The following is a 24,285-nucleotide window of genomic DNA, read 5'->3' on the forward strand; positions in this document are numbered from 1 at the left end:
GTGTAGACCTCAGCGCCGTATGACGAATCATGGATCGACGGCGGCATGTTGAAGAAGACATACGTTGGCTCCGCTGGCATGGCAGGCGGGAGCGCGAATCTGTCTCTCGCTCACCGGTGCCTGGGACATGCCTCTTGCGAATGATGGCGCCCTTTAGCGCAAGCCTCTGGAGGGTCAGCCAGTGCCAATCCTTGCACCATAATTCGGCGCTCCGCGCACTCACTTTCATGGATCGCGTCTGATTCGAACATTCCTGGATGTTGACCTGTGCGACAAACTAGTGCCTCGAATCACTGATCGCTGATACATCTGTCATCCCGAGCGCAGCGAGGGATCTCCTGCGCGGGACGCACGGTGCGCCATTCGCGGGAGATCCCTCGCTGCGCTCGGGATGACGGCAGCAACTCACCTTTCATCGATAGCCGGTACTGGGCTGGCTCCAAGCCTTCGGCGAAGGCAACACCGTAGAACCGCGCTCCCGCTGCGGCCCCCGCCTGAACATCCGCGTAGCCTTCGCTCAAGCCGGCATCTTCCCGGGCAAACACGCACACGTGTCAATGCTCTCGTGCCGCGACGACGCAGCCGATGCCAACACCATTCGGCTACGTCAGTTCGCTTTCGCGGACGACACGCTCATGGTTGTCCTCAGTGCTTCGGACTCGATACTGGTTCTCGTCGTTGTCTGGCGGCAGCGTCCGTACGATCTCATATCGGCCCGCGGGCGCAGCAAGAAACCGCTTGGGCAGGATTCGTACAAATTGTCCCGGCTTGTACTTGTGCGCACGCATTTGTGTCTCCGGTCGTGAAAAGGCGCAACAGCACCGGCCGCTTGAAACGGTCGGAGGGATCGTCAGGAGCACCGATCTCAGCCCCGGCGAGCAGCTGACAGCGTGGCCATAAGCCACGACGTGCATGGCATATAGGGATCAGGTGGCGATTGCGCCACGTTTAACTGCACTTTGGAGCAGCGAGGGCGGATCATCCCTGACGATCGGGTTTGAAACGGCGCCATACTTGCTCTTGCTTGCTGAACTCGACGTCCTTGGGTCGTGCAAGCATTGCTCAGCGACAATCGACGTTCAGCCACTATAGACGGTCGGGCCGGCGTGTAACGCACGCTGCACCAGGAGCGCGAAGGGACAGCGGTGCGACTCGCGGACCGAAGCAGGCGATCCGGCCGGATGAGCAGAAGAAACGAGCACATGCGCGAGAGAACATTGCTGATCGTCCAGGAGGGTACTACCGCCGCAGAGTTGCAGCGTGGCGCCGATGTCGTCCGGGCGCTTTTCAAAAGTGCCGGGATCGCACCTTGGGATGCCGCCCATGCGATCCTGCGGTTCAATCGCTCGCGGCGATGACCGCGCGCGGTGTGCCCGAACCGAACGCGGTACAGTTGGTCCTGGTCGTCGCAACGAATCTCGACTGGATAGGCCCCGCGGGACGGCAACTCTACTGCGGCGTATGGCGGGCAAGATCAATGCCGAGCAGTTGCGCTAGGCGATGCAGTGCCCGGGCAGCATCCGGGCCTGCGGGAGTGATTATCGCGCTCGGCGGGATCTGCGAAAGCGCTATAGCCGATGTCGCGCCCGGCCTGGGCCGCCACGCTCGCCACCTTGATCTGCCTGGTGATGGCGACGTTCATCCTTATCGGCGAGAAACCCTGGACCAGCGTCACGCAGAGCAGAGTCGTTGCGTGCGGCTTGCGCTGGCTACTGGCGCGCGGCTTGTTGCCGGCGCCGGGGTGCTTCGTGTTTGGCTTCTGCGATAGATGCTGACGCCGAGTCGTGACCGGGCGCCTTCGCCTGTCCAGTCTTTACCTTTTGCGTGCCTCATGGAGGGCAAAAGGCGGACGTCGGCTCAAGGCGATTTCTTCTCCCGCTCGCTCGCCAACGTGCTGCACCACGCCTTCGCGGCGACGAGACCGTCGGTCAGGCCAGTATACGTCCCGTCGCAATTGCAGCCGTACTTGCCGGCCAACGCACGTCCCAGGGCAAACCGCGGATCGGGTGCGGCCGGCGACCTGCAAACAAGGTCGCGGAACCGCACTGGGCACAGGTGGGGCGGATGGTGCTGACTCCGAGAGGCAACCGCATGTCTGCCCTCACTGGTATGTGCGATCGCGTATTCTCACATACGCTCGAAACTGTTCTTCGGGCCGTCCCGGCGATACCGCGTGCTCAGAGCCTATTGCGTTCGGGCGGACAGCAGATGTTTCGCCCACAGCCCGCGCAACTAGCGAAAGACCAAGCCTTCGCGGGCGATGCCGGCCAGCAGGGCGCGGTAGCTCGCACTCAGATCCGTCGGCGACCGACTTTCGAGTGCCGCGAGTAGCAGCTCGAGAGGCTCACTCAATCGTTCGCACACAGCGGCGTTCGCCGGCGCGCGCAACCATGCGACGGCTATCTCGACTGTCGGCAGGAACACGAACCGATCGCCGACACGCAACCGCGCCGGCGACGGAAAGCGCAGCTGAGCCCCGGCAATGCTCGCGAGAGACCGACCACGGCGCATCAACGACTTCCCTTCCGCGCTGTTCGCCGGCCAATCCGGCCTCAAGCGGTTCTCACGATGCCGGTGGTCATGCGGCTTCCTTTCCCGCGCGTTCGGGCCATGTGAGATCGTACGGACCGGAACAATCTATATCGTGGAAGCTCAGGAAGTCGGCCCGCGAACGGGCGAAACTGGCGGGCCGGCCAGAATGGCGATTGTCCACACCTTACATAGAGACTGTGGTGCCGTACCGCCATGTTTATTTTCGGCCAGACTGAGCGAACTCTCCATAGCCCCACTGCCATTTCTCGATCGCGCCGATAGAGCTGATTTCACGTCCTATGGTCGAGATGATGGCGGCGATGTCGGCATGTGAACTGGCGCAACGACACCATCCCCGACTAGGAGCCGCTCAACGCGCGCCGGCACACCGAGCAGCAGGGATGCAGCAATGCCGGCTGCGATCAACCAAAGCGCCAGGGATCCAGCATTGTTCTTCTCGGCCACACGTGGAGTCCGTACATCCGCTCGCACCTCGGGATCATGCCTTGGGAGGAGTTCTACGAGGTGGGATGCGATGCTGGTTGTGTCCGACAGTTGCCAAGTGCCGAGAGGCAGGCGGCCGATACACAGGCTCAATGCAGCGATCGCGCGCTCCTTCGACAATTGCGACAGTCGTGCTGCCTCTTCCCAGGGATCGAGATCTAGCCGGCTGAGGCCTGACAGAACGCTCACTGTCATCCCATTGGGTTCCTCACCGATGGGCGCGAAGAGGAACGGTTCAAACTCGGGCTTCGCCGTCTGGATCGACAGGTGTGGCGTCATGCCGGATGACTTCATCCATCTGCTCTTTGATATGGCGACGAACGCCACGAACTCAACAACAACTCGCTGTTCCGGCCGGATTGAGCAAATGACGATCGACCGGGACGCCGCAGTGCACGCAGCGAGGCCACGACCGTCGTACGGGTCAGGTCACGAAGTATCGAGAGCGCCCATCCAGCGGCGGGGCGACATGAATGGCCGGAGCAGCGCGCACATCGGACGACTGCGCGTCCGCGTGCGGGGGACCCAATATGCGCCGCTCTCCCAACCGGCGCTTTCGCGCGTTCGCCCGTGCGGTGATCGACGATGGTATCGATATCGTCCATGGCCACTTTGCACATGTCGTCCAGGCAATCGAACGCTATGGCCACGCCATCATCATCGCCTGAAAACGTCCCGTGTCAGTCGAACCGCGCATCCACTCACCCAAGACAGGCCCCGAAGCATCGGCGCTCCGGAGCCTTCGATGGACGGCAAGCCATCAGTTCTTCTTGGTGTCGCTCTCTCTGGCTGCGGCTATTCGTGCATCGCGAGCCGCGGCCGCTGCCAGGGCCGTCTTGATGGCAGCGTCGACTTGCGCGTCGGTCGTGAGCTGGTCGAGCCCTCTTCCGCAGGCTCTGCCGGAGTCTACGTCCGGCGCATGACCTGTGTTGACGAAAATTTCGGCCTGCTCCCCGGTTCCCTTGCTCCGCAGCCTGCCAGCTTCCGCCGCCGTGACGCCAGAACTGAGGTACGAAGCCAGGCAGTACTCTGCGCGGATCTTGTCGCCTTCTGTTTTGCGCTGCTCGGTTGCGGCGCTCCGAGACATGAACCAGCCAGGGTAACCGAAGCAGAAAAATGCCGTGGCAAGAATGCCAAGGCCAAGGCCGACCATATGCTGTTTTCTGACCGGATTTTGCCATCCGTTCGTGGCTTGCGCGGCCATGATTATGGCCTCCCGTTGGATACGGAACGAAATGTTCGCCCGCTATTCATCACAGTATCAGGTTCAGGAAAAATAGGTGGGAAGATTATGAAATATCACTATTTGCACCATAAAAAGCGTGGACACAGTTATTTCGGAGGTAAAAGTGTCAACATGGGGAATGATAAGTCATTGGACGACGAGCACCACTGTCTAGCGTTCCCCCTCTACCGCGAGTGCCGCCTGCCACGGAAACATGGGAGCCACACACCGCGTGTTATCAGTCGCCCAACGAGAGTGAGCGGCCGCAGCGAGCATTAGCCTAGCGCGATGCGTCCCTACCGCATTTGCTCATTCGGCTTTTGCGCCGTGCATTGTTCTGGCTGCGGATTCTGCACGAGACCGGCGTAGAGCCGCGTTCGTGAACTCCTGGAATCTCTCGCTTTTCATCTAGCCACCCAACTGCGATTCCATCCGTCCAACCGGTAAAATTCGACTGGCGCGTCGGTGCGCCTGAGGAGGGAGCCTGTCGCGCGAGCAGCTACGGCAGCTACGATTGGCCGCGATCGTCCCGGCCGACATGGCGGAGCTACTCCCGCCTCAAAAGACTTATGGATTAGCCGCAGGCCTACGACTGATTAGCCGAGAGCGATTGGGCAGCAAAAGCTTGCGACTCGGGCGTTGCCATGGGACATGTATCATATGCGATGAACCCGCGCGTGCACGTTTACACTGGCGGCAGCTGGAGCCGAACGAGGCAAGTACAATGTCGGACGCCCCCATCGTGCTCGATGACCGCCGCGGCATGGCTGCGCAAAGAGCGACCGAGATCCGCCGCCGCCTCGCCGAGGTAAGAGCCGACCAAGCAGCGCTGCGCGAACGGCAGGCTGAACTCGAGAAGGTGATGGCCGCCGCGCCCGCGCAAACTTGGGCCGAGGCTGCTGAGAAGGCGTGCTACCTGATCGAGCTCTTTGCCGCCACGCCGGGCGCCGAAGACCCGCGTCGACAGCGTCTGATCGCAAGCGTGCTTGATGATTTCAGACGCTTCACCGATGGCCCCCCGGACCGAGTGGACGGCGGTTAGAACGATCCGGGGCCGGCATGACGCCACCTGGTGTTCTCGGCCGGCGAGGGCGCGGATCGCCAGCACCAAACCAGGGCGCACGCCGATGCGCGCGGCGTACCAGCAAGCAGGACAATGGCAGCGCTCTGTACGCTAACGATGGTCGACACGCTTGGCAAAGATGCCCAGACCACGGCGATCATCATCCCTGCTGCCGCCATGCTGGTACCGAAAGCGGCAATGCCCGGCCAACAAGCGGCAAGACATCCGCGCTTGAGCCAGCGCAGCCGATCCCGGCCATATCCGATGCCAAAAGCTCAATCGGGCTCCCCTCGCAAGACCCGTCAGCGGGAGACCTTTCGATGCGGCTCAAGGCACGACAAGTGGGCAAAGCCTGTGGATTTTATCGGCCACTAGAAACTTCCGATGCATGTTCGTGAGTCGCACCGGGAAACGACCACGGAACAACAGCTTGCGTCGCCACGGCTAGCGGCATTGCACGATGCGGTAAAGGCGACAGGTTTATTTTCTGGTCCCTGATGCCAAATGAGCAGCGGTCCCCATCTATATGGCGGACTTCTTCTGCGCGCGTTGGTTGATGCGCGTTATCAGTTTTGAGCAGCGGCTTTGACGCCCAACAGAAGAGCCCGCCCTACGGAAAGCGGTGACCGACATCGCGAATGAATCTCCACAGCGATCGGCTGCCCCCCAACGACCGACCGCGACCAGCACCGATAAGGCGGGCGTCACGGCCGATCTTGCGGCGCTGCGGCGGACATTGTCGTCCCATCAGACGGGCAGCCGGGCGAGCAGCCTGGGCCAGCTTGCCTCGTCGTTCCTGCCCTTTCTCGCATTGTGCGGGGCGATGTACGCCACCCTGGCCGTATCCCTCTGGCTGACATTGGCGATGGCAGTGCCGGCCGGAGGGTTCCTCGTGCGCATCTTCGTCATCCAGCACGATTGCGGACATGGTGCATTCTTCCGCTCGCCTGCCGCCAACGACTGGATCGGCCGGCTATGCAGCCTCGCGACATTGACGCCTTATGCGAACTGGCGACGCCAGCACGCAGTTCATCATGCCAACTGGAACAACCTCGATCGCCGGGAAAGCGGCAGCGATATCTATTCGGCTTGCCTGACCACGCGCGAGTACCACCGCCTCAAACCGCTGCGGCGCACCCTCTGGCGACTTCTTCGTCACCCGGCCATCGCCCTGATCATCCTGCCCCCGCTCGTGTTCCTGCTGGTCTACCGCCTTCCGTTCGACACGCCGGCGCATTGGCGGCGAGAGCGCCTTTCGGTTCACGCCACGAACCTCGCGCTGGCGACAGTCATCGCCGGCCTCGGTTTCATCGTAGGTTTCGGAGCCATGGCAGTGGTTCAGCTTTCGATCATGGTGGTCGCCGCCATTATCGGGGTCTGGCTGTTCTCAGTGCAGCATCGCTTTGAGGCGGCGCGCTGGTTCACGCGCGATGAGTGGTCGGCCGTCGACGCGTCGCTGCGCGGTACGTCCTATCTGCGGCTGCCCCCCATCCTGCAGTGGTTCACCGGCAACATCGGCTTTCACCATGTCCATCACCTCAATCCACGGATTCCCAACTACCACCTCGCGGCGTGCCACGCAGCGAGCCATTACCTACAGCAGGTGCCCACCCTGACCCTGCGCGACGGGTTGAAGGCCGCGACGTACTGGCTTTGGGACGAGGCCCAGGAACGAATGGTCCGGTTGCGCGACTGCCAGCCACGCCGAGACCCCCTTATTTGATGAAGAGCTGAAGACATGGGGCTGAGAAACGGCATGCCTGAGCGGCTGAGCCTCGGTAAAGCAGGCCAAGCCTGAATGGGCAGACGCACGGACGATGCGGCGAAGAAGATCGGACGTCGGCGGTGCCGACATGGAAGTGCTCGGCACGTTCGTCCGCCGGCACACCGGGAAGCGAGCGCTGCGGCAGCGTGAGGTCCCGTGCGCGCCGCCGTAGCGCGCAAGCACGTGCAGGAATCAGCACACCGCATTGAAATACGCGATTGATCTCGCAGGCACATCGTCCGCATGAGCAATCGGTGATCCGTGACTGACGCCGGGCCGCGACGCCGTCTTGAAAGTGATGGTGAGGAGTACATTCAACAGCTTGAAGGGCCGTCCAGTCAGATACTCATGAACAAAAAGGGGTGACACGACATGCCAGAAGTGAATACCCCGTTGGCCGAGCTCTTTCGGCAGCAAGGGCTGGATGCCCTGGCCAGAGTCGGCGCAATGACGACCGCCGTCCGGGCGCCGGCGGCGAAGGAAATGACCTTTCCTATTTTAGAGCCAGAATATTGTCACTGACGGCCCTCCGGCTCACTGGACGCCGATCCTGACAATCAGGGCTTGCTACTGTTAACTTCTGGTGGTAACAGAAAGTCATGAGCGAGGATCGTGATCCGAGCCTCGACACGCTTCTGGACCTCGACGGTCAGGTGCTCGTTGTCGATCCCAAGGGCGGTCATTGGGTGAAGTTTATCGTCACCCGCGTTCCGGCGTCGCCGGAGAAGCCGCACGGCCTCGATTACTCGCTCACGCTTCACGGGCCTTCGGGCGAACGGCTGGTTGGCTTCGACAACGCCCATCCGGTCGGCCGGGGCAGACGCGGCGAGCCGATGGACCATCGGCACCGCCTCCAGACCGTAAAGCCCTATGCCTACGAGGAAGCGGCCACGCTGCTGGCCGAATTCTGGCAGGCGGTGGACGCGGTGTTGAAGGAGCGAGGCGTGCTATGACGACATTGAAAGTCGGGATTGCCGGCTACGACGAGATGAAAGCCCGCACCATGCGGATCGCACGCGGCGAGGAAAAGCCGGCGGCGGACGATCCGAAGGTGTGGTTCACATCCATGGAATCCTTCGCGCAGCTCCTTTCCAGCGGGAACCGCGAGCTGCTGCGCGTCATCGACGAGCAGTCGCCCGGCTCGCTGGAGGAACTGTCGCGGATCACGGGGCGGGCGAAGCCCAGCCTGTCCCGAACCCTCAAGAAGATGGCGAGCTACGGCCTGATCCGCATGGAGTCAGGCGAGGGGCAGAAGGTCGTGCCCAAGGTGTTGCATGATCGTGTGGAGCTGGAGTTGCCCTTGCTCGAACGGCGCAAAGCGAAAGGAGGCCGCAGATGAACGCCCAACCCCGAATCGGCAGCCGCGTCGTCGATGTCGAGCAGCGCGGTGCTGAGAGATGAAGAAGAAAGCTGGAGATCGTCAGCCACCTGAACAGGAACCGCATGTTCACCCGCAATGGCGGGCGTTGGGGCATCGGCCAGTTCCACCGCATCCTGACCCGGCGCACCTATATCGACGAGCATCAGTTCAACAAGCGGTCCAAGGCTGAGGAGACGAAGCACGAGGATGAGGTCGTCACCGTCGCGGTGCCGCCGCTGATCGACCTGGAGACCTTTGAGACCGTCCAGAGGCGCTTGCTGGCCAACAAGCGGATCATGCCTCTTTTCGTTCCGGCGGCCTGCGCAACGCAGGTACTCTGGATGTCGAGGGAGCCCAGCGACAGGCTGGTCGTCCAGGCTGCGGCCAATGCCGGAAAATGCTGGCTCGGTTGATCGATGAGAGTTCCGGTCCAGTCCGGGAGCGCACGGGCTCTTCGGTTACGCGACAAGCAACTGGAGCGTGTAATTCCTGTTTTATTCTCCCTTGACGTGAGGCGCGTTGTGATGTAAACAGAAAATCGTAGTTCGCGTTCCCGCCGCCGGGGCTAACGGGCGCTTCCGCCTGCCCAGCAGTCAAAAGGGCATGCCGCCGCCGGGCATCCAATCGGGCGCCCGCTTACGCCACCGAAGCAGCCGCTTCGGCTGCGAAGGCCGGATCGCCGGTTGCTGTCGTCAAGCAACACCGTCCGCCACAACATGGATGCGCCTCATGGCTGCTCCTGCTCTTGCCGTCGCGCCACCGGTCACGCCGGTTGACGGGTCGGCCGGATCATGTCCTCGATCTGCAGCGTCGATCATGACGGCAGAACCGGCGACGTCGCACGGGTTGCCCTCGGCGTCGACCGTACCGGGATCAGGGTTTCCGGTAATTTCCGGTAGACGCCGCCACGGCGCCAAGTCTATGCAAACATTGACGAAAGGATTTACCAGTAAATCCGGTACCGAATTTTTTCCCCACCGACGTTTGGCCCATCGTACCCCAGGACGATCCATCGCCGCGCTGCCGCTTGCCGGCTGCCGCCGCGACGGCGACCATCGCCGCCTTGTCCGCCTAGAAGATCGCTTCGGGCGCCTGCGGCACGCTCTTCCAGAACTCGGCATCATGGCCGAAGAAGATGCGGGCGCCGCCCTGCTCCAGGGCCGCCAGGCGGTCGAGCGAGGCCAGCATCGCCTCGCGATCGTAGACGAAGCGCGGCAGTCGGCGCCCGCGCAGGCTGCGGCAGAAATAGCAGGCATCGCCGGCCAGCACGACCTCGCCCGAGTCCAGCCGCACGCGCAGCGACTGGTGGCCCGGCGTGTGGCCATGGGTGGGGATGCAGACCACGCGCCCGTCGCCGAACAGGTCGTGCTCGCCGTCGGCCTGGATCACCGGGTGGCCGTGATCGATGTCCTGCCTGTAGAAGCCGACCTTGGCCGCGAGCTCGGCGTCCTGCGCCGCCGCCCATTCGCGCCGCTGCACCACAAGCGTGGCGTTGGGGATGAGCTGGTTGCCGCCGCAATGGTCGAAATGCAGGTGCGAGTTCACGATGTAGTGCACCTTGCCGGGGTCGTGGTCGATCGCCTCGAGCCGGGCGCTCACCTCGTCGCCGGGCTGGAACGTCTCGAAGCCGAAGATGCGCGCCACCCGCTCGCCCAGGCGGCCAGGCGCGTCGTGCTGCAGCTGCGGGTGCATGCCGGTGTCGAACAGCACCGTGCCCTTGGGGTGCTCGATCAGGTAGGACGGGATCGGCAGCAGCACCGTCCCGTCCTCGCCCTCGATCATGTCCTTGAGACGACCCGTGATACGCCCGCAGGTCATGGCGAAAAGCTTCACCGACATCGCTTCCATCCTCTTCCTTTCGCGCAACGTAGCACATATGGTCGGGACATGATTCGTGTCGGCCTTGCGCTTGCAGCGCTTGCGGTATGCGCTGCGCCGGCCCTGGCGCAGCCGGCGCCGCGCGTCGTGACGGACCTGGCCCTGCCGGTAGCCGAGGGCTACACGTTCGATCCCATCCCGTCCCCCGGGCGGCTCGCGGTCGGCCGCGACGGCGGCTTCTATGTGCTGCTGCACATGTTCAAGCGGGTGGCGGACGCCGCCGACTCGGCGCGCGAGGAGCAGGTCGACCTCCTCGCCGTGGCGCCGGCCGGCACCGTGACCCGCCGCCGCACGTTGCCGGTCCAGGAGGTCGTCGGGTCGAGCCGGTTCGATCTCAATGCGCTGGGCGTGGTGGCGGCGCGGTCGGGCGACCTCGCCGTGTTCATGAGCACCACTGATCCGGCCGGGCGTTCCAGCGCCCGCCTCCTGCGCCTGGACCCGGATTTCAACCTGAAGAAGGCGGCCCCTGTCGGCCCGCCGACACGGCACGACGATCCGGGATCGTTCTACGTCGTCGAGACCTACCTGCCGACACCGGACAACGCCGTGCTGCTGGCAGGTGGCTGGGGCCTGGGCCCGGTCGCATGGTGGATGGGCAAGCTCAGCCTCGACGGCGTGCGCCTGTGGCAGGCCGGGCCAGGTGCCGGCTTCCCGGAGCGCGTCGCGACCATCGCGCCGCGGCCGGACGGGACATGGCTGAGCGTGGCTGTCGAGATGCACGGTGTCGGACGCGGCACGGGCTGGTACATCCGCCGTCACGCCACCGACGGCCGGCCGCTCGCCCGGCTGACGCTGGCGCAACCGGACGACGCCGTGGTGGCGGTCCTGCGCGAGGGCTGCATGCTCATCGTCAACGCCAATCCCGACAGCCGGCGGAAGGCGGAGATGGTGCTGGTCGATGACCGCGGCCGGGTCGCGCGGCGGATGCCGTGGCCCTATCCGCGGACATCGTCGGTGACCGCCAACGGCGCGGGCATCGCGGCGGTCGTGTCGGATAGCGATGCCACGGACGCGCCGACCTGGCTGGTGCGTGCCGATGCGAAGGGCACCATCATCTGGCGTCAAGGCCCGATGAGCGTCGACGAGATGACGAGCCTGCCCGACGGCCGCATCGCCGCGCTCGCGCATCCCGGGCAGGCCGACGCGCCGCCGCATCTCGTGGTGTACGCCGATCCATGATGCCGACGATCAATCGTGGCGCATCCCGGGGCGCGGGGGTGCGCATCGTTGCTGCGGCGATCATTGCCGCCTGGTCCGGCATCGCGCAGGCCCAGCCGGCGCCGCGCGTCGTGCTGGACGTGGCCCTGCCGGTCGCCGAGGGCTTCACGGTCGACCCCTACCCGTCCGTCGGACGGCTGGCGATCGGCCGCGACGATGTCCAGTACGTGCTGCTGCATACGTTCAAGCCGGCGCCGGACACGTCCCGCCCCGCGCTCGAGGCGCGGATCGACCTGCTCGCCCTGGCCGCCGACGGTGACGTGACGCAGCGCCGCGTGCTGCCGGTCCAGCCCAAGATCGGGCCCAAAGGCTTCGACCTCCAGACGCTGGGCGTCGTGGCGGCGCGGTCCGGCGATCTCGCCGTCCTCGTCGGCGGCATCGATCCGAAGGCGGCCCAGCGGCGCACGGCCACCACCCTGCTGCGGCTGGCCCGCGACCTCAAGCTGAAGAAGACGACCCGTATCGGCCCGCCCGACAGCGTGCGCGGCCGCGACGACCGCGAGGCCTTCTACGGCGTCGAGGTCTACCTGCCGACGACCGACAACGCCATCATGCTGGGCGGCGGCTTCGGTCCCGGCCCGCAATCCTGGTGGATGGGCAAGTTCAACCTCGACGGCAAGCGGCTGTGGCAGGCCGGGCCGGGCCGCGGCGCGCCCGAGCGCGTGCCGGCGATCGCGCAGCGGCGCGACGGCACCTGGGTGAGCCTGGTGGTCGAGATGCGGCCCGACAAGAGCGGCACCGACTGGTTCATCCGCCGCAATGCCGCCAAGGGCAAGTCGCTGGCGCGCACGCGCCTGCCGCAGCCCTACGATTCGGCGGCCGCCATCCTGCGCGACGGCAGCGTGCTGATCAGCGACGCGCATCCGGACGGCACGCAGAAGGCCGAGATGGCGTTCTACGACGATGGCGGGCGCCTGCAGCGCCGCGCGCCCTGGCCCTATCCCCGGACCTGGCTGCTCATCGCCCATGGCGAGGGCGTCGCCGCCGTCGTCTCCGAGACGACCGCGCCCGACGCCCCGACCTGGCTGGTGCGCGCCGATGCCCAGGGCACCATCCTCTGGCGCCAGGGCCCGATACGGGTCGACGAGATCGTGCGCCTGTCCGACAGCCGGCTCGCCGCCCTGGTCCGTCCCGACAGGGCGGCACAGTCGCTGCGGCTCGTGCACTACGCCGACCCTTAGCGCTTCCAGGCCCGCGCTGCGAGGCTTGCAATGACGGCGGCCCCGAACTGAGATTGAAGCGTGGTCCGCTGCGTTCGGGATGACTGACGTGCGCGCTTCATCGGATCGTGCTCCCGCGATGCGCCGGCGGACGCTGATCGGCATCGGCGGCGCCCTCGTGATCGGCGCGCGCACGGCCGCGGCGCAGGCCCAGCCGGCGCCGCGCATGACGCTCGATGTCGCTCTGCCGCCGGCGACGGGCTTTGCGTTCAATCACGCCGCGCCGGGCGCGCGGCTCGAAGCATCGGCGGACATACGCCGCGTGGTGCGCGCCGATGCGCTGGGGGCGATCCGCTGGCACAGCGCCACGGCCGACGTCACCGACATCGCGCCGACGCCCGATGGCCAGCTCGCCGCCCTGGCGCGCTCCGGCAAGGACGGCGAGACGCTGCGGCTGGTGCGCTACGCGGATCCGTGATCTTCACCTCTCCCGCAAGCGGGAGAGGTCGGCGCGCGCAGCGCGACGGGTGAGGGCTTCACGCACGACACCTCGTCCCTGCGCCCTCACCTTCCCATCGCTTCGCGATGGGCCCCTTCCTCTCCCGCGTGCGGGAGAGGAGATAAGCCAGCGCCTTGCGGATCCGTGAACGCCTTCACCTCTCCCGCTCGCGGGAGAGGTCGACGGGTGCGCAGCACCCGGCGGGTGAGGGGCCAAGGACGAGGCACCTTGTCCGTTGGCCCTCACCTTCCCATCGCTTCGCGATGGGCCCCTTCCTCTCCCGCGTGCGGGAGAGGAGATCAGCTACGCGTCCAGCGCCTTCTTCAGGATGTCGTTGACGGCCTTGGGATTGGCCTTGCCGCCGGTCGACTTCATCACCTGGCCGACGAACCAGCCGAACATCGAGGGCTTGGCCTTGTAGGCCGCGACCTTGTCCGGATTGGCCTCGACCACGGCCCTGACCGCGGCCTCGATGGCGCCGGTGTCCGTGACCTGCTTCAGGCCGCGCTCCTCGACCAGCGCCGCCGGATCCTTGCCGGTCTCCTCCATCGCCACGAACAGGTCCTTGGCGATGCGGCCGGAGATCGTGCCGTCGGCGATCAGGTCGAGCAGCCTGCCCAGATGTGCGGCGCTGACCGGGCTCTGGCCGATCGCCACGCCGCGGCGGTTGAGCATGGCGAAGAAATCGCCCGTCACCCAGTTCGCCGCCTGCTTGGCGTCGCGGCCCTTGGCCACGGACTCGAAGAACAGCGCCGTCTCCTGCTCCGCCACCAGCACGCCGGCGTCGTACACCGACAGGCCATAGTCCTTCACGAAGCGCGCCTTCTTGGCGTCGGGCAGCTCCGGCAGCTCGGCCCGCCAGCGCGCCACATCCTCTTCCTTCAGCACCAGCGGCAGCAGGTCCGGGTCGGGGAAGTAGCGGTAGTCGTGCGCATCCTCCTTGGAGCGCATCGAGCGCGTCTCGCCCTTGCCGGGATCGAACAGCCGTGTCTCCTGCGTGATCGTGCCGCCGCCCTCGATGATCTCGATCTGGCGGCGCGCCTCGTGCTCGATCGCCTGGCGCACGAAGCGGATCGAGTTCACGTTCTTGATCTCGCAGCGCGTGCCATACGCGGACGTGCCGGCCCTGCGCACCGACACGTTGACGTCGCAGCGCATGGAGCCTTCCTCCATGTTGCCGTCGCAGGTGCCGAGATAGCGCAGGATCGAGCGCAGCTTGGTGAGGTAGGCCGCCGCCTCGTCCGACGAGCGCAGATCGGGCCTGGACACGATCTCCATCAGCGCCACGCCCGAGCGGTTGAGGTCGACATAGCTCTGCGTCGGGTGCTGGTCGTGCAGCAGCTTGGCGGCGTCCTGCTCCAGGTGCAGCCGCTCGATGCCGATGGTCTTGGTGGCGCCGTCCTTGAGCTCGATCTCGACCGCGCCCTCGCCCACGACCGGGTCCTTGTACTGCGAGATCTGGTAGCCCGCCGGCAGGTCGGCGTAGAAGTAGTTCTTGCGGTCGAACACCGAGCGCAGGTTGATCTTGGCGTTCAGCCCCAGCCCGGTGCGCACGGCCTGGGCCACGCAATGCGCGTTGATCACCGGCAGCATGCCGGGCATGGCGGCGTCGACCAGCGACACCTGGGTGTTGGGATCGGCGCCGAAGGTCGTCGGCGCGCCCGAGAACAGCTTGGCCTGGGACACGACCTGGGCATGGACCTCAAGGCCCATCACGATCTCCCAGTCGCCCGTTTCGCCCTTGATCAAAGACATGATTCGCCCGGTGGAAAGCGCATGATATCTGGTACTTAGGGCTTATGGACGACAATGTCTATTCCCTCCCCCAGCTTCGCTGGGGGAGGTGGCCGAAGGCCGGAGGGGGAGCCCACGTGGTCTCAGTTGCATAAACCACGTCGGCTCCCCTCCGCCCCTTCGGGGCACCTCCCCACTGCGTGGGGAGGAATTTAACGCGGTGGCGTCCACAAGGTCAGGAACCGCTGCACGACGGCCGCGGAGTTGTCCGACGCCAGCCGGAAGAAGGTGCGCAGCTCGTTGGCGCCCTCGCCGCCGCCGGCCAGGTCCGACAGGCTGCGGAAGGCGATGAACGGCACGCCATTGGCGTAGGCCACCATCGCGACGGCGGCGCTTTCCATGTCCAGCACCTGGGCCTGGAGGGTGGCGGACACATATTGGCGGAAGGCTGCATTATCGACGAATGCCTGCCCCGACACGCCGTTGCCGCCGACCACCAGCCGCGGCGCATGGCTGAGGCAGGCGTCATCCGCAGCGCAGCGCTTGAGGTCGACGGCGCCGATCTTGCCGGCCGCCGCCAGCATGCCGGCGTCGGCCTCGAACCAGAAGCGCTTCTCGGCGCCGCCCCTGGCGCTGCGCACGCCGACATCCATGGGGAAGATCATGCCGTGATTGGGATACGATGTCTTGATCCACGGCGGCGGCTGGAAGCGGCCGTCGGCCTCGCGCGCGAACACCGCCTCCAGGTATTGCCCCCAGCGTCCGGCCACGACCACGTCAGCGACGCGCAGCGCCGGATCGACGCCGCCGGCGATGCCGCTGACCACGATCGCGCTCACATCGAAGCGATCGAGCACGAGCTGGGACGTCATGGCGGCGTTCACCATGCTGATGCCGATCAGGAACAGCACCACCTTGCGGCCGGCGAGCGTGCCGGTGACGATCTCCACGCCGTTCACGTGATGGCTGCGGGCGTCGCCGACGGCCGCCTTCAACGCCACCCATTCCGGCTCGTAGGCCGAGATCACCGCGACGCGCGGCTCGGGATCGAGCCGGTCGGCGGCGCGCCGCTCCCAGCAGCGCCAGCACAACGCACGCCGCGGCCGTCAATGCGCGCATGGTTCAGACCTCCGACTGCAGCCTGTTGTGGCACGCAAAATGCAGCGTCACGAAACAGTGACGTGCATCGCGCGTTGCGCTCATGCCCATGAGACAAGCCTGTGACCGACTGCAAGCAACGTCAGTGCCGATCGATCAGATCAACGTCACCATCCTGAGCCGCCGATGTCACGACCGCGTCATGGCTGCGCGCTACGCAGCGCGCATCGCACCGCAGCAACGAGGACGGCCACATATCTGCATGCGCCTCGCAGCGCAGCGCCCCACTCTGGCCACACTGAGATTGCTTCGTAGCACCCGGCATCACGTAGGAGGAACGCGATCGTGCCCAAAGACTCCCCCCTCTTCCTCACCAACACCGCCAAGACCTGCCTCAAGCACACCTATCTCCAGAACGACCCGCGCGCGACAATGCGCACGCTGGGCGGATTGGACTATGTGCTGGCCAATGTCGCAGCGCCCATCTTCCGCCAGCTCATCGCCGCCCACGCCTCCTATGCCGGCCGCGCCCTGCAGGTGCTCGATCTCGGCTGCGCCTACGGGACCGGCACGGCGCTGCTGCGCTTTCCCGTGACCTTCGCCACCCTGCAGGCGCGCTACACCGCGCGCGAGATGCAGGCGCTGGACGCGGTCGAGCTGGAAGAGCTCGACCGGCTCTACTACGCCGCCTGGCCGCGCGACGGGCATCGCTATGTCGGTGTCGATGCGCGTGAGGCAGCCGTCTCGTACGCCCATCGCGTCGGCACGGTCGACAGCGGCATCGCCGCCGACCTGGAGCGCGCCGAGGCCGACGATGCGCTCGCGGCCGAGATCCTGCGCACCGATATCGTGGTCGCCACCGGCCGCATCGGCGTGCGCACCGCCATGCGCATCGCCCATGCGGCGCGGCGCGACGATCCGCCATGGATCGCGACCTTCATGAACCGCACCTCGCCGGGCGACGAGCTGGCCGCGGCGCTGGCGCCGCTCGGCCTGGTCACCGAACGCTTCGACGGCGGCAGCTTTGCCCAGCGCCGCTTCGAAAGCGCCGCCGAGCGCGACCGGGCGCTGTCGGTGCTGCAGAGCCGCGGCATCGATCCCGCCGGCAAGGAGGCCGACGGCTGGCTGCATGCCGACCTCTACGTCGCCCGTCCGGCCGCGATCGCCGAGTCGATCCCGCTGCACCGCATGGTCTCGATCGCCGGCGGCGCCTGCGGCCCGCGGCCGTGGCGCCTGCCGCGACGGGCGTAAGATGCGGAGCCTCGGGTGAAGCAATGACTGTCATCCCGAGCACAGCGAGGGATCTCCTGCGAGCGACGCACGGTGCGCCATTCGCGGGAGATCGCTCGCTGTGCTCGGGATGACGGATTGCAGGCCTAGAACCCCGCCGGGCGGGCGCTGAAGGCGGCCGCCTGCTCCAGCGCCGAGGCGGCGCGCAGCATCGTCTCCTCGTCGAAGGCGCGGCCGATGAGCTGCAGGCCCAGCGGCAGGCCGTCACCGTCCAGCCCGGCCGGCACCGAGATGCCGGGCAGGCCGGCCATCGAGGTCGGCACGGTAAAGACGTCGTTGAGGTACATCGTCACCGGGTCGTCCATCTTGTCGCCGGCGGCGAAGGCGGCGGTCGGCGCCGTCGGCGTCAGGATCACGTCGCACTGCGCAAAGGCCTGCTTGAAGTCGCGCGCGATCAGCGCCCGCACCTGCTGCGCCTTCTTGTAGTAGGCATCGTAGTAGCCGGCCGACAGCACATAGGTGCCGATCAGCACGCGGCGGCGCACCTCGGCGCCGAAGCCGGCGGCACGGGTGTTGTCGTACATCTCGGCCAGGTCCTTGCCCGGGACCCGCAGGCCGAAGCGCACGCCGTCATAGCGCGCCAGGTTGGACGAGCACTCCGCCGGCGCGATGATGTAGTAGGTCGCGAGCGCGTGCTTCGTGTGCGGCAGCGACACGTCGATGGGCACGGCGCCTGCCGCCTTCAGCATCTCGATGCCCGTCTGCCACAGCGCGTCGATCTCCGCCGACATGCCCTCGACGCGGTACTCGCGCGGGATCCCGACCTTGAGCCCGCGCACGTCGCCGCCGCAGGCGGCGGCGAAGTCGGGCACCGGCAGCGGCGCTGACGTCGAGTCCTTGGGGTCGTGGCCGGCCATGGCCTGCAGCAGCAGCGCCGCGTCCTTCACCGTGCGCGCGAAGGGCCCGGCCTGGTCGAGCGAGCTGGCGAAGGCCACGGTGCCCCAGCGCGAGCAGCGGCCGTAGGTCGGCTTCAGGCCCACGATGCCGCAGAAGCTGGCGGGCTGGCGGATCGAGCCGCCGGTGTCGGTGCCGGTGGCGCCCGGCGCCAGCAAGGCCGCCACCGCCGCCGCCGAGCCGCCCGAGCTGCCGCCGGGCACGAGCTTGCGGTTGTCGCCCCGCCGCTTCCACGGGTTCTCGACGCCGCCGAAATAGCTGGTCATGTTCGACGAGCCCATCGCGAACTCGTCGAGGTTGGTCTTGCCCAGCATCACCGCGCCCGCCTTCCACAGATTGGCGGTGACGGTCGATTCGTAGGCCGGCGTGAAGCCGTCGAGGATGTGCGACCCAGCCGTGGTGCGCACGCCCTCGGTGCAGAACAGGTCCTTGATGGCCAGCGGCACGCCCTCGAGCACGCCCGCCTCGCCCTTGGCCCGGCGCGCGTCGGACGCCCTGGCCATCTCGACGGCGCGCTCCGGCGTCTCGGTGATGAAGGCGTTCAGCCGGCGGTGTGTCTCCATCCGGCCGATGAACGCTTCGGCCAGCGCCTGGGCCGTGGTCTCGCCCCTGGCAAGGGCGGTGCGCATGTCGGCAATGGTGAGGTCGGCTAGGTCGGCCATCGACTACTCCACGACCTTGGGCACGGTGAAGAAGCCACCGGCGTTGGGGTCGGCAGGCTCGAGATAGACCGCGCCGCCCGGGGCATTGGCCAGCACCTTGGCGGCGATGCCGCCATCGCTCACCACGTCCTCGCGCATGGGCAGGGTGACATCCGAGACGCTGGACAAGGGCTCGACACCCTGCGTGTCCACCTCGTTGAGCTGCTCGATCCAGGTCAGGATGCCGGAAAGCTCCCTGGCAAGCTGCGGCCGGTCCGCATCCGGCACCCTCAGCCGCGCCAGGCGGGCGATCTTGGCCACGGTATCGACGTCGATCGACATGAACAGACTCCAACGAGACGCGCGCCGGCTGCGCACCGGGCGGCCGACGAACCGGGCATGCACCTACCCGGTTTTGCGACGCGGCGGCAAGGTCGGCGTGCGCCTCAAGCACATCCTTGAAATGACGGCCTGCGGAAATATTAATGTGTTTCAAATAGTTATTGATAGAAATTCAATCTACTTTGCTGCATTGATCCACAATGGTGCTCCGGCGGCACCGGCTCGCATTTCGGGTCAAGAACCGCCCCGGGAGGGCCAGGTGACGCGGCGGCCGCCAGCACGTAACGTGAGGCACCCGCAACACAGGCACGGAGGCATCGCGCAGCATGCAGCGCAGCGTCGTGATGATCCACGGCATGTGGGGCACCCCTCATGTCTGGCGGCACTGGCGGGCCTTCCTGGAAGCCCGAGGCTGGCAGGTGTCGACGCCGGCCCTGCGCCACCACGATGCGCCGCCGTTCGCGCCGCCACCCGGCCTGGGCACCACCTCGCTGCTCGACTACGCCGACGACCTGCAGGCCGAGATCGCACGCATGCCGGCGAAGCCGGTCGTCATCGGCCATTCCATGGGCGGGCTGCTGGCCCAGATCCTGGCGGCGCGGCAATCCTGCGCCGCCGCCGTGCTGCTCTGCCCGGCGCCGCCGGCCGGCGTCTTCGCGCTGCACCCGTCGGCGATGCGCGCCTTCCTGCGCATCCAGCGGCGCTGGGGCTGGTGGAAATTGCCGCACCGCGCGACGTACAAGGAGGCCATGTACGGCTCCTTCAATACCTGCACCGACCGTATCGCCTGTGGTCACGACTATGCGCGCTTCGTGCACGAGTCCGGCCGCGTGCTGGTCGAGATCGGCCTGCCCTTCCTCGACCGCAGCCATGCCGCCACGGTCGACCCGGCCGCCGTCACCTGCCCCATGCTGGTGATCGGCGCCGACAAGGATCGCCTGACGCCAGGTGCCGTGGTGCGCCGGGTGGCGCAGCGCTACGCGCCCGTGGCCGAGCACCGCGAGTTCGCCGGCCATGGCCACTGGGTGGTCGGCCAGCCCGGCTGGCAGGACATCGCGACATTCGCCGCCGACTGGCTGGAGCGCCACCTGCCTGCGGCCGACACGGCGAGCGCATGATGCTTGTCGATATCGCCACGCTGGCGGCCACGCTGCCGCCGCATAGCCGCCTGCTCGGGCTGGATGTCGGCACCCGCACCATCGGGCTGGCGACGTCCGATGTGCTGGGCTCGCTTGCCACGCCGCTGGAGACGATCGCACGCACCAAGTTCACCAAGGATGCGACGCGCCTGGCTGACATCGTGCGCCGGCAGCAGGTCGCGGCTCTGGCGGTCGGCCTGCCGCTCAACATGGACGGCACCGAAGGGCCGCGCTGCCAGTCGGTGCGCCAGTTCGTGGCCAACCTGGCGGCGCTGGACCTCGATCTCGGGCCGCCGGCGCGCCGCTTCGCCGATCTGCCGATCGTGCTGCAGGACGAGCGCCTGTCGACCGCCGGCGTCGAGCGCACGATGATCGAAAGCTACGACATGTCGCGCAAGAAGCGCGATGCGCGCATCGATGCCGCCGCCGCGGCGTGGATCCTGCAGGCAGTGCTCGACCGGCTGCGCCACGTCCGGGCCGGCGCCGGCGGCTGACCTGTTGGCAGGCTGTTTGTGAAAGGAGCGAAGGACCTTGCGGCATCATGGTCGCCGCATGGAGCGCAGGAGGACGCGGACGCCCCATCCGTCGACTGAATCACCGCAAGGTCCTTCGCGGCATATCCTGGGCGTGGTCGCAAGACGCTCAGGATGGCAAGCACATCAAAACCGCACCCAGCGCGTTCGCTTCTTCTGCAGGCTCGCCGGCCGGCATGCTGTCCACCGCCCGGCGTGTGCCGCGCACGGCCCCGCTACGATCCGGCGTGACGCCGGAGCGCAAGCCGCCGTCGAGCACCTCGGCCGCCAGGCGGTCGGCCTCATCCTCGTAGGGATCGTTCGCGACCCCGATCGACACGCCCTCGGACGGCCGCTGCGTCGGGGTCATGAACACCGGGACATCGAGCCCGTCATGCGCCGCGCCGTCCGCCAACCGCTGCTGCAGGACATGCACCAGCTCGTGGGCCAGCAGCCATTTGCCTTCCACCGAGGCGGGCTCGAACTCGCCGTCGGCGAAGAGGATATGATTGCCCAGGGTCAGCGCCCGCACCTTCAGCGTATCGCACAGCCTGGCGGCAAGCGCGCCGACATGGACGCGCACATCGCGCAGGTCGGCACGAAAGCGTGTCTCCATGTAGCGGCGGCTTTCCGGCGGCAGCGGCAGCTCGTCGCCGAAAGCCAGCCAAAGCTTCAGCAGTTCGCGCGGTATCAGGATCTCGGCGTCGCTCATCGCCAACTCCCCGCATCCCCTGGGCCACCCTGACGGCCCGTCGTCTTTCGCGATGTCGCCTGCGGCGCCGGCCCGGCGGCGCCCGCAGGTCGTCGTCTCAGCGCCGGAAGTCGACCGGCGTCTGCGGCGCGCTCAGCGCCAGCGCCCCGGCATCGCCGCAGCCTGGCGCGGCCGGCATGAGGCGGTCCTTCTCGTCGGTGGGCACGACGCAGACCTTGGCCGGCGATCCGACCTCAGGCTGCGGCTGGCCGCAGCCTGCGAGCAGCAGCAGGGCCGATGCGATGGCAATACGTAGTCTCATGATCCCCCTCCATATGCATATCCACGCTTGATGCCGCGGTTTGTGGTTTCACGTCGCCCGGCGCCGGCACGCGGCCGCCCCATTGCTGTCTTCGGTCCCCGGCGGGGCCGGCGGAAGCGAGCTTCCGCCGGCGGCGGCGCGATGCGGCCTGCCCTGGAAAAGAGACAGATCAGCGGAACCGATATTCCCCCGAGACCGACCCCGCTTTGCCATCACTCTCCGCCCTCCCAGTAATCCATGGCGTATCCGCCATGGCCCCCTCAGACCGAAAACGGCTTGCTGTTGAGAAAGGCCGCGCGCACGTCGCCCGCGGTCATGAAGCTCGGTGTCTGCGTCGGCGGCATGCGGCTGACGATCGTCTGGTGGAACAGGCGATAGCCGCCGCAGAAGGCGCCGTCGTTCCAGACGCGCTTGAGGTTGGCCGTGAAGAGCCCGTTGGCCTTGCCGTCCAGCGACAGCTGGTCGTCCATGCAGCCCGACATCCGGATGACGCCGGCCTGCGGCTCGACATCGCGCGCGCCGCTCGAAGCCGCCTGCAGCGCCAGATACGACCGGCGCTGGCAGTTATAGGCGGCGACCGTGACCTCGATGGGCGCGGCACGGCTGGGCGCGGCCGACAGGGTGGCCGGCGAGTCATGGCCGACCTGGGCCATCTGGTTGGCGAACACCGACAGCGGCAGCAGGCCGGCATCGCGGCGCAGCTTGACGACAGTGCCGCTGTGGCAGCTGTCGGACAGCACGACGATGCGCACGCCCCTGCGGAAGCGGTTGAACAGGCGGTGCAGCTCGCCGTCGATGAGCTGGCGATCGTACAGGCACCAGGTCTCGTCGTAGCGGTCGTCCTCGTCGGAGGCTTCGTCCGGGATCTGGCCGCCATGGCCGGAATAGGTCAGCAGCAGGAGGTCGCCGCTCTCGAGCGTCTGGGCGAACTCGAGCATGTCGTCGATGAGCTGCTCGGAGGTCGCCCGCCCGGTCAGATGGACACGCCGGTCGATGAACCCCATCGACGTCGCGATCTGCGCCATGTCGCAGGCATCGCTCTCGCCCGCGTTGAGCCGACCAGCCCAGCCGTCGTAGTGCGCCGGATCCACGCTGTTCAGTCCCAGATGCAAGGAATAGCCTCGAGCCATGATGCCTTCTCGCTGACGCTTCGCGGTGCCGTGGTTGGGGCGATCTCAGCTCAGGTCGGCGAAATAGCGCCGGAACCACGAGGTGAACGACGGCACCATCCAGAGATCGGACACCACCGGCATGCGCACGACGGCGGCCTCCCCGCCGCTCGCGGCAAAGCAGATTCTCACGTTCTCGACGGCGCTCGCATCGCGATCGCCGGCCGTGCCGACCTCGCCGTCATCGATTGCCTTGCGGATCGCCATCACCAATCTCCGTTGTCAGGTGGGGCCGTTGCACACGGCCATCTTGTGCTTGCGGCCCAGGGCGGCCGGCCGGAACATCTCCGGCAGCGCGCTCATCAGGCGGGCGAGCCCGACCTGCGATCGCACCCCGAGCTTCTCGAAGCAGCTTGCGAGCTGGCAGTTGGCCGTCGACGGCGACACCTTCAGCCGCGCCGCGGCCTGCGGCCGGCTCAGCCCGCCACCCACGAGCACGGCCACCCGCGCCTCGGCCGGCGTCAGGCCGCCGGCCGCCTGCAATGCGGTGGTGACGTCCCGCGGCTGCGCCTCGGGATCGATCACCTGCACCAGCGCCATGGCGCCACGCGTGCCCGGCAGCGCCGTCGGCATGGGCGGCAGGGCTGCGACCAGAACCAGCAGCGGCGCGCGGCCCGACGGGCGCGACACGCGCAGCGGCCCGCTCAAGGGGACGTCCTGGCCCGCGGCAGCGGAAAGCGCCGCGGCCAGGCATCGGCCCAAGGCACGGCCTTCCGCCGGAAAGGTCGCCGTCACATTCAGGCGGCCGTCATGGTCGATGACGATGCCGTCACGCTCGCTCAGCAGGAGCGCCGCCGGCGGATTGGCGTGCACGATCGTACGGTCGGCATCGAGCAGCAGCGCCGGCGCCGTCATGATCTGCAGCACGCGCGCCAGCTGCTGCTGGACATGGCGCTGCACGTCCTGCGTGCCGCAGACGTCATTGATGGATCGCCCCACCAGCGCGGCTGGCGCCGTGTCATTGCCGACGACAACCGAGTTATCCACCACGATCGACATCATGTGCGGCCGACGCTCTGCGGCGGCGGCGCTCAGACGATGTAGCTGTGCCATCACGAGATCGCCCCCTCTGTCCACGCTTGGACCGCACGCACCGCCCATTTTCTGGGCAGAAGCGGCCCCGCACCTTGCTCGGTGACGAGGAGTTTCTTGGCTGCCGGCTCGAATGCCGATACGAGACCGTTCGGATAGCGTTCGGATGGCGTGAAAAATGATATAGTGCCGGCGTTCGCAGACGGTTTTTTGAGGA

General features: G+C 66.8%; 26 protein-coding genes. 13 read left to right on the forward strand and 13 right to left on the reverse strand.

What is annotated here, in order from left to right:
• Positions 1 to 1,181 precede the first annotated feature (1,181 nt).
• On the forward strand, positions 1,182 to 1,358 hold the full coding sequence (locus tag FHP25_RS40580; RefSeq protein ID WP_178133177.1) for a hypothetical protein: 177 nt from the start codon (positions 1,182 to 1,184) through the stop codon (positions 1,356 to 1,358).
• Positions 1,359 to 2,232: 874 nt separating this feature from the next.
• On the opposite strand, the gene FHP25_RS00225 is transcribed toward FHP25_RS40580, so the two are convergent.
• Positions 2,233 to 2,511 (reverse strand): hypothetical protein, encoded by a 279-nt coding sequence (locus FHP25_RS00225; RefSeq protein ID WP_147844865.1) that lies wholly within the window; start codon positions 2,509 to 2,511, stop codon positions 2,233 to 2,235.
• Positions 2,512 to 2,829: 318 nt separating this feature from the next.
• The gene (locus tag FHP25_RS00230) at positions 2,830 to 3,330 is read right to left on the reverse strand and encodes a hypothetical protein (protein ID WP_178133178.1); all 501 of its coding nucleotides are present in this window, start codon (positions 3,328 to 3,330) and stop codon (positions 2,830 to 2,832) included.
• A 179-nt stretch (positions 3,331 to 3,509) separates the two neighbouring features.
• Between FHP25_RS00230 and FHP25_RS00235 the strand changes: the two genes are divergently transcribed.
• On the forward strand, positions 3,510 to 3,704 hold the full coding sequence (locus FHP25_RS00235) for a CapA family protein (protein ID WP_147844867.1): 195 nt from the start codon (positions 3,510 to 3,512) through the stop codon (positions 3,702 to 3,704).
• 92 nt (positions 3,705 to 3,796) lie between these two features.
• Here the strand turns inward: FHP25_RS00235 and FHP25_RS00240 are convergent, their stop codons facing one another.
• Positions 3,797 to 4,240: a hypothetical protein gene (locus FHP25_RS00240; protein ID WP_147844868.1), complete on the reverse strand. Its 444-nt coding sequence runs from the start codon at positions 4,238 to 4,240 to the stop codon at positions 3,797 to 3,799.
• Positions 4,241 to 4,985: 745 nt separating this feature from the next.
• Between FHP25_RS00240 and FHP25_RS00245 the strand changes: the two genes are divergently transcribed.
• The 5 genes from FHP25_RS00245 to FHP25_RS00270 all read left to right on the forward strand — a co-directional run bounded on the left by FHP25_RS00245 (position 4,986) and on the right by FHP25_RS00270 (position 8,862).
• Complete coding sequence (locus tag FHP25_RS00245) at positions 4,986 to 5,303, forward strand: hypothetical protein (RefSeq protein WP_147844869.1); 318 nt, start codon at positions 4,986 to 4,988, stop codon at positions 5,301 to 5,303.
• Between the two features lie 643 nt (positions 5,304 to 5,946).
• Complete coding sequence (locus tag FHP25_RS00255; protein ID WP_231712159.1) at positions 5,947 to 7,047, forward strand: fatty acid desaturase family protein; 1,101 nt, start codon at positions 5,947 to 5,949, stop codon at positions 7,045 to 7,047.
• A gap of 641 nt (positions 7,048 to 7,688) precedes the next feature.
• Entirely contained in the window at positions 7,689 to 8,042 is a 354-nt protein-coding gene (locus FHP25_RS00260) for a toxin-antitoxin system TumE family protein (protein ID WP_147844871.1), read from the forward strand.
• Entirely contained in the window at positions 8,039 to 8,428 is a 390-nt protein-coding gene (locus FHP25_RS00265; RefSeq protein ID WP_147844872.1) for an HVO_A0114 family putative DNA-binding protein, read from the forward strand. The genes FHP25_RS00260 and FHP25_RS00265 overlap by 4 nt, the downstream gene beginning before the upstream one ends.
• A 77-nt stretch (positions 8,429 to 8,505) precedes the next feature.
• Positions 8,506 to 8,862: a recombinase family protein gene (locus tag FHP25_RS00270; protein ID WP_269434374.1), complete on the forward strand. Its 357-nt coding sequence runs from the start codon at positions 8,506 to 8,508 to the stop codon at positions 8,860 to 8,862.
• Positions 8,863 to 9,520: 658 nt separating this feature from the next.
• On the opposite strand, the gene FHP25_RS00275 is transcribed toward FHP25_RS00270, so the two are convergent.
• Complete coding sequence (locus tag FHP25_RS00275; protein WP_218578108.1) at positions 9,521 to 10,288, reverse strand: N-acyl homoserine lactonase family protein; 768 nt, start codon at positions 10,286 to 10,288, stop codon at positions 9,521 to 9,523.
• Between the two features lie 48 nt (positions 10,289 to 10,336).
• Here FHP25_RS00275 and FHP25_RS00280 point away from each other — a divergent pair, with 48 nt between their 5' ends.
• From FHP25_RS00280 to FHP25_RS00290, 3 genes are all read left to right on the forward strand, one after another.
• The gene (locus FHP25_RS00280; RefSeq protein ID WP_147844874.1) at positions 10,337 to 11,506 is read left to right on the forward strand and encodes a hypothetical protein; all 1,170 of its coding nucleotides are present in this window, start codon (positions 10,337 to 10,339) and stop codon (positions 11,504 to 11,506) included.
• A gap of 38 nt (positions 11,507 to 11,544) precedes the next feature.
• Positions 11,545 to 12,726: a hypothetical protein gene (locus FHP25_RS00285; RefSeq protein WP_178133179.1), complete on the forward strand. Its 1,182-nt coding sequence runs from the start codon at positions 11,545 to 11,547 to the stop codon at positions 12,724 to 12,726.
• Positions 12,727 to 12,814: 88 nt separating this feature from the next.
• A complete protein-coding gene (locus FHP25_RS00290) occupies positions 12,815 to 13,183 on the forward strand; it encodes a hypothetical protein (protein WP_178133180.1) in 369 nt (122 codons plus the stop codon).
• Between the two features lie 324 nt (positions 13,184 to 13,507).
• Here the strand turns inward: FHP25_RS00290 and gatB are convergent, their stop codons facing one another.
• Both gatB and FHP25_RS00300 read right to left on the reverse strand, forming a co-directional pair.
• The gene (gene gatB / locus FHP25_RS00295; protein ID WP_147844877.1) at positions 13,508 to 14,959 is read right to left on the reverse strand and encodes an Asp-tRNA(Asn)/Glu-tRNA(Gln) amidotransferase subunit GatB; all 1,452 of its coding nucleotides are present in this window, start codon (positions 14,957 to 14,959) and stop codon (positions 13,508 to 13,510) included.
• Positions 14,960 to 15,150: 191 nt separating this feature from the next.
• On the reverse strand, positions 15,151 to 16,029 hold the full coding sequence (locus FHP25_RS00300; RefSeq protein ID WP_147844878.1) for a 5'-methylthioadenosine/S-adenosylhomocysteine nucleosidase: 879 nt from the start codon (positions 16,027 to 16,029) through the stop codon (positions 15,151 to 15,153).
• A gap of 352 nt (positions 16,030 to 16,381) precedes the next feature.
• Between FHP25_RS00300 and FHP25_RS00305 the strand changes: the two genes are divergently transcribed.
• The gene (locus FHP25_RS00305; RefSeq protein WP_147844879.1) at positions 16,382 to 17,287 is read left to right on the forward strand and encodes a class I SAM-dependent methyltransferase; all 906 of its coding nucleotides are present in this window, start codon (positions 16,382 to 16,384) and stop codon (positions 17,285 to 17,287) included.
• Between the two features lie 125 nt (positions 17,288 to 17,412).
• On the opposite strand, the gene gatA is transcribed toward FHP25_RS00305, so the two are convergent.
• Together gatA and gatC are read right to left on the reverse strand one after the other, a co-directional pair.
• The gene (gene gatA / locus FHP25_RS00310; RefSeq protein WP_147844880.1) at positions 17,413 to 18,882 is read right to left on the reverse strand and encodes an Asp-tRNA(Asn)/Glu-tRNA(Gln) amidotransferase subunit GatA; all 1,470 of its coding nucleotides are present in this window, start codon (positions 18,880 to 18,882) and stop codon (positions 17,413 to 17,415) included.
• Positions 18,883 to 18,885: 3 nt separating this feature from the next.
• The gene (gatC, locus tag FHP25_RS00315; RefSeq protein WP_147844881.1) at positions 18,886 to 19,203 is read right to left on the reverse strand and encodes an Asp-tRNA(Asn)/Glu-tRNA(Gln) amidotransferase subunit GatC; all 318 of its coding nucleotides are present in this window, start codon (positions 19,201 to 19,203) and stop codon (positions 18,886 to 18,888) included.
• A 326-nt stretch (positions 19,204 to 19,529) separates the two neighbouring features.
• Between gatC and FHP25_RS00320 the strand changes: the two genes are divergently transcribed.
• Both FHP25_RS00320 and ruvX read left to right on the forward strand, forming a co-directional pair.
• A complete protein-coding gene (locus tag FHP25_RS00320; RefSeq protein ID WP_147844882.1) occupies positions 19,530 to 20,321 on the forward strand; it encodes an alpha/beta hydrolase in 792 nt (263 codons plus the stop codon).
• On the forward strand, positions 20,318 to 20,836 hold the full coding sequence (ruvX, locus tag FHP25_RS00325; protein ID WP_147844883.1) for a Holliday junction resolvase RuvX: 519 nt from the start codon (positions 20,318 to 20,320) through the stop codon (positions 20,834 to 20,836). Before FHP25_RS00320 ends, ruvX begins: the two co-directional genes overlap by 4 nt.
• Positions 20,837 to 20,984: 148 nt before the next feature.
• Here the strand turns inward: ruvX and FHP25_RS00330 are convergent, their stop codons facing one another.
• From FHP25_RS00330 to FHP25_RS00350, 5 genes are all read right to left on the reverse strand, one after another.
• Positions 20,985 to 21,566, reverse strand: coding sequence for an eCIS core domain-containing protein (locus FHP25_RS00330; protein WP_147844884.1), 582 nt, complete (start codon positions 21,564 to 21,566; stop codon positions 20,985 to 20,987).
• Between the two features lie 97 nt (positions 21,567 to 21,663).
• Positions 21,664 to 21,867: a hypothetical protein gene (locus FHP25_RS00335; RefSeq protein WP_147844885.1), complete on the reverse strand. Its 204-nt coding sequence runs from the start codon at positions 21,865 to 21,867 to the stop codon at positions 21,664 to 21,666.
• A gap of 260 nt (positions 21,868 to 22,127) precedes the next feature.
• Complete coding sequence (locus FHP25_RS00340) at positions 22,128 to 22,997, reverse strand: caspase family protein (protein ID WP_147844886.1); 870 nt, start codon at positions 22,995 to 22,997, stop codon at positions 22,128 to 22,130.
• A 45-nt stretch (positions 22,998 to 23,042) separates the two neighbouring features.
• A complete protein-coding gene (locus FHP25_RS00345; protein WP_147844887.1) occupies positions 23,043 to 23,243 on the reverse strand; it encodes a hypothetical protein in 201 nt (66 codons plus the stop codon).
• Positions 23,244 to 23,258: 15 nt separating this feature from the next.
• On the reverse strand, positions 23,259 to 24,026 hold the full coding sequence (locus FHP25_RS00350) for a helix-turn-helix transcriptional regulator (protein WP_178133181.1): 768 nt from the start codon (positions 24,024 to 24,026) through the stop codon (positions 23,259 to 23,261).
• Positions 24,027 to 24,285: the final 259 nt, after the last annotated feature.

The sequence above is a fragment of the Vineibacter terrae genome, assembly GCF_008039615.1.
Lineage (GTDB): Bacteria > Pseudomonadota > Alphaproteobacteria > Reyranellales > Reyranellaceae > Vineibacter > Vineibacter terrae.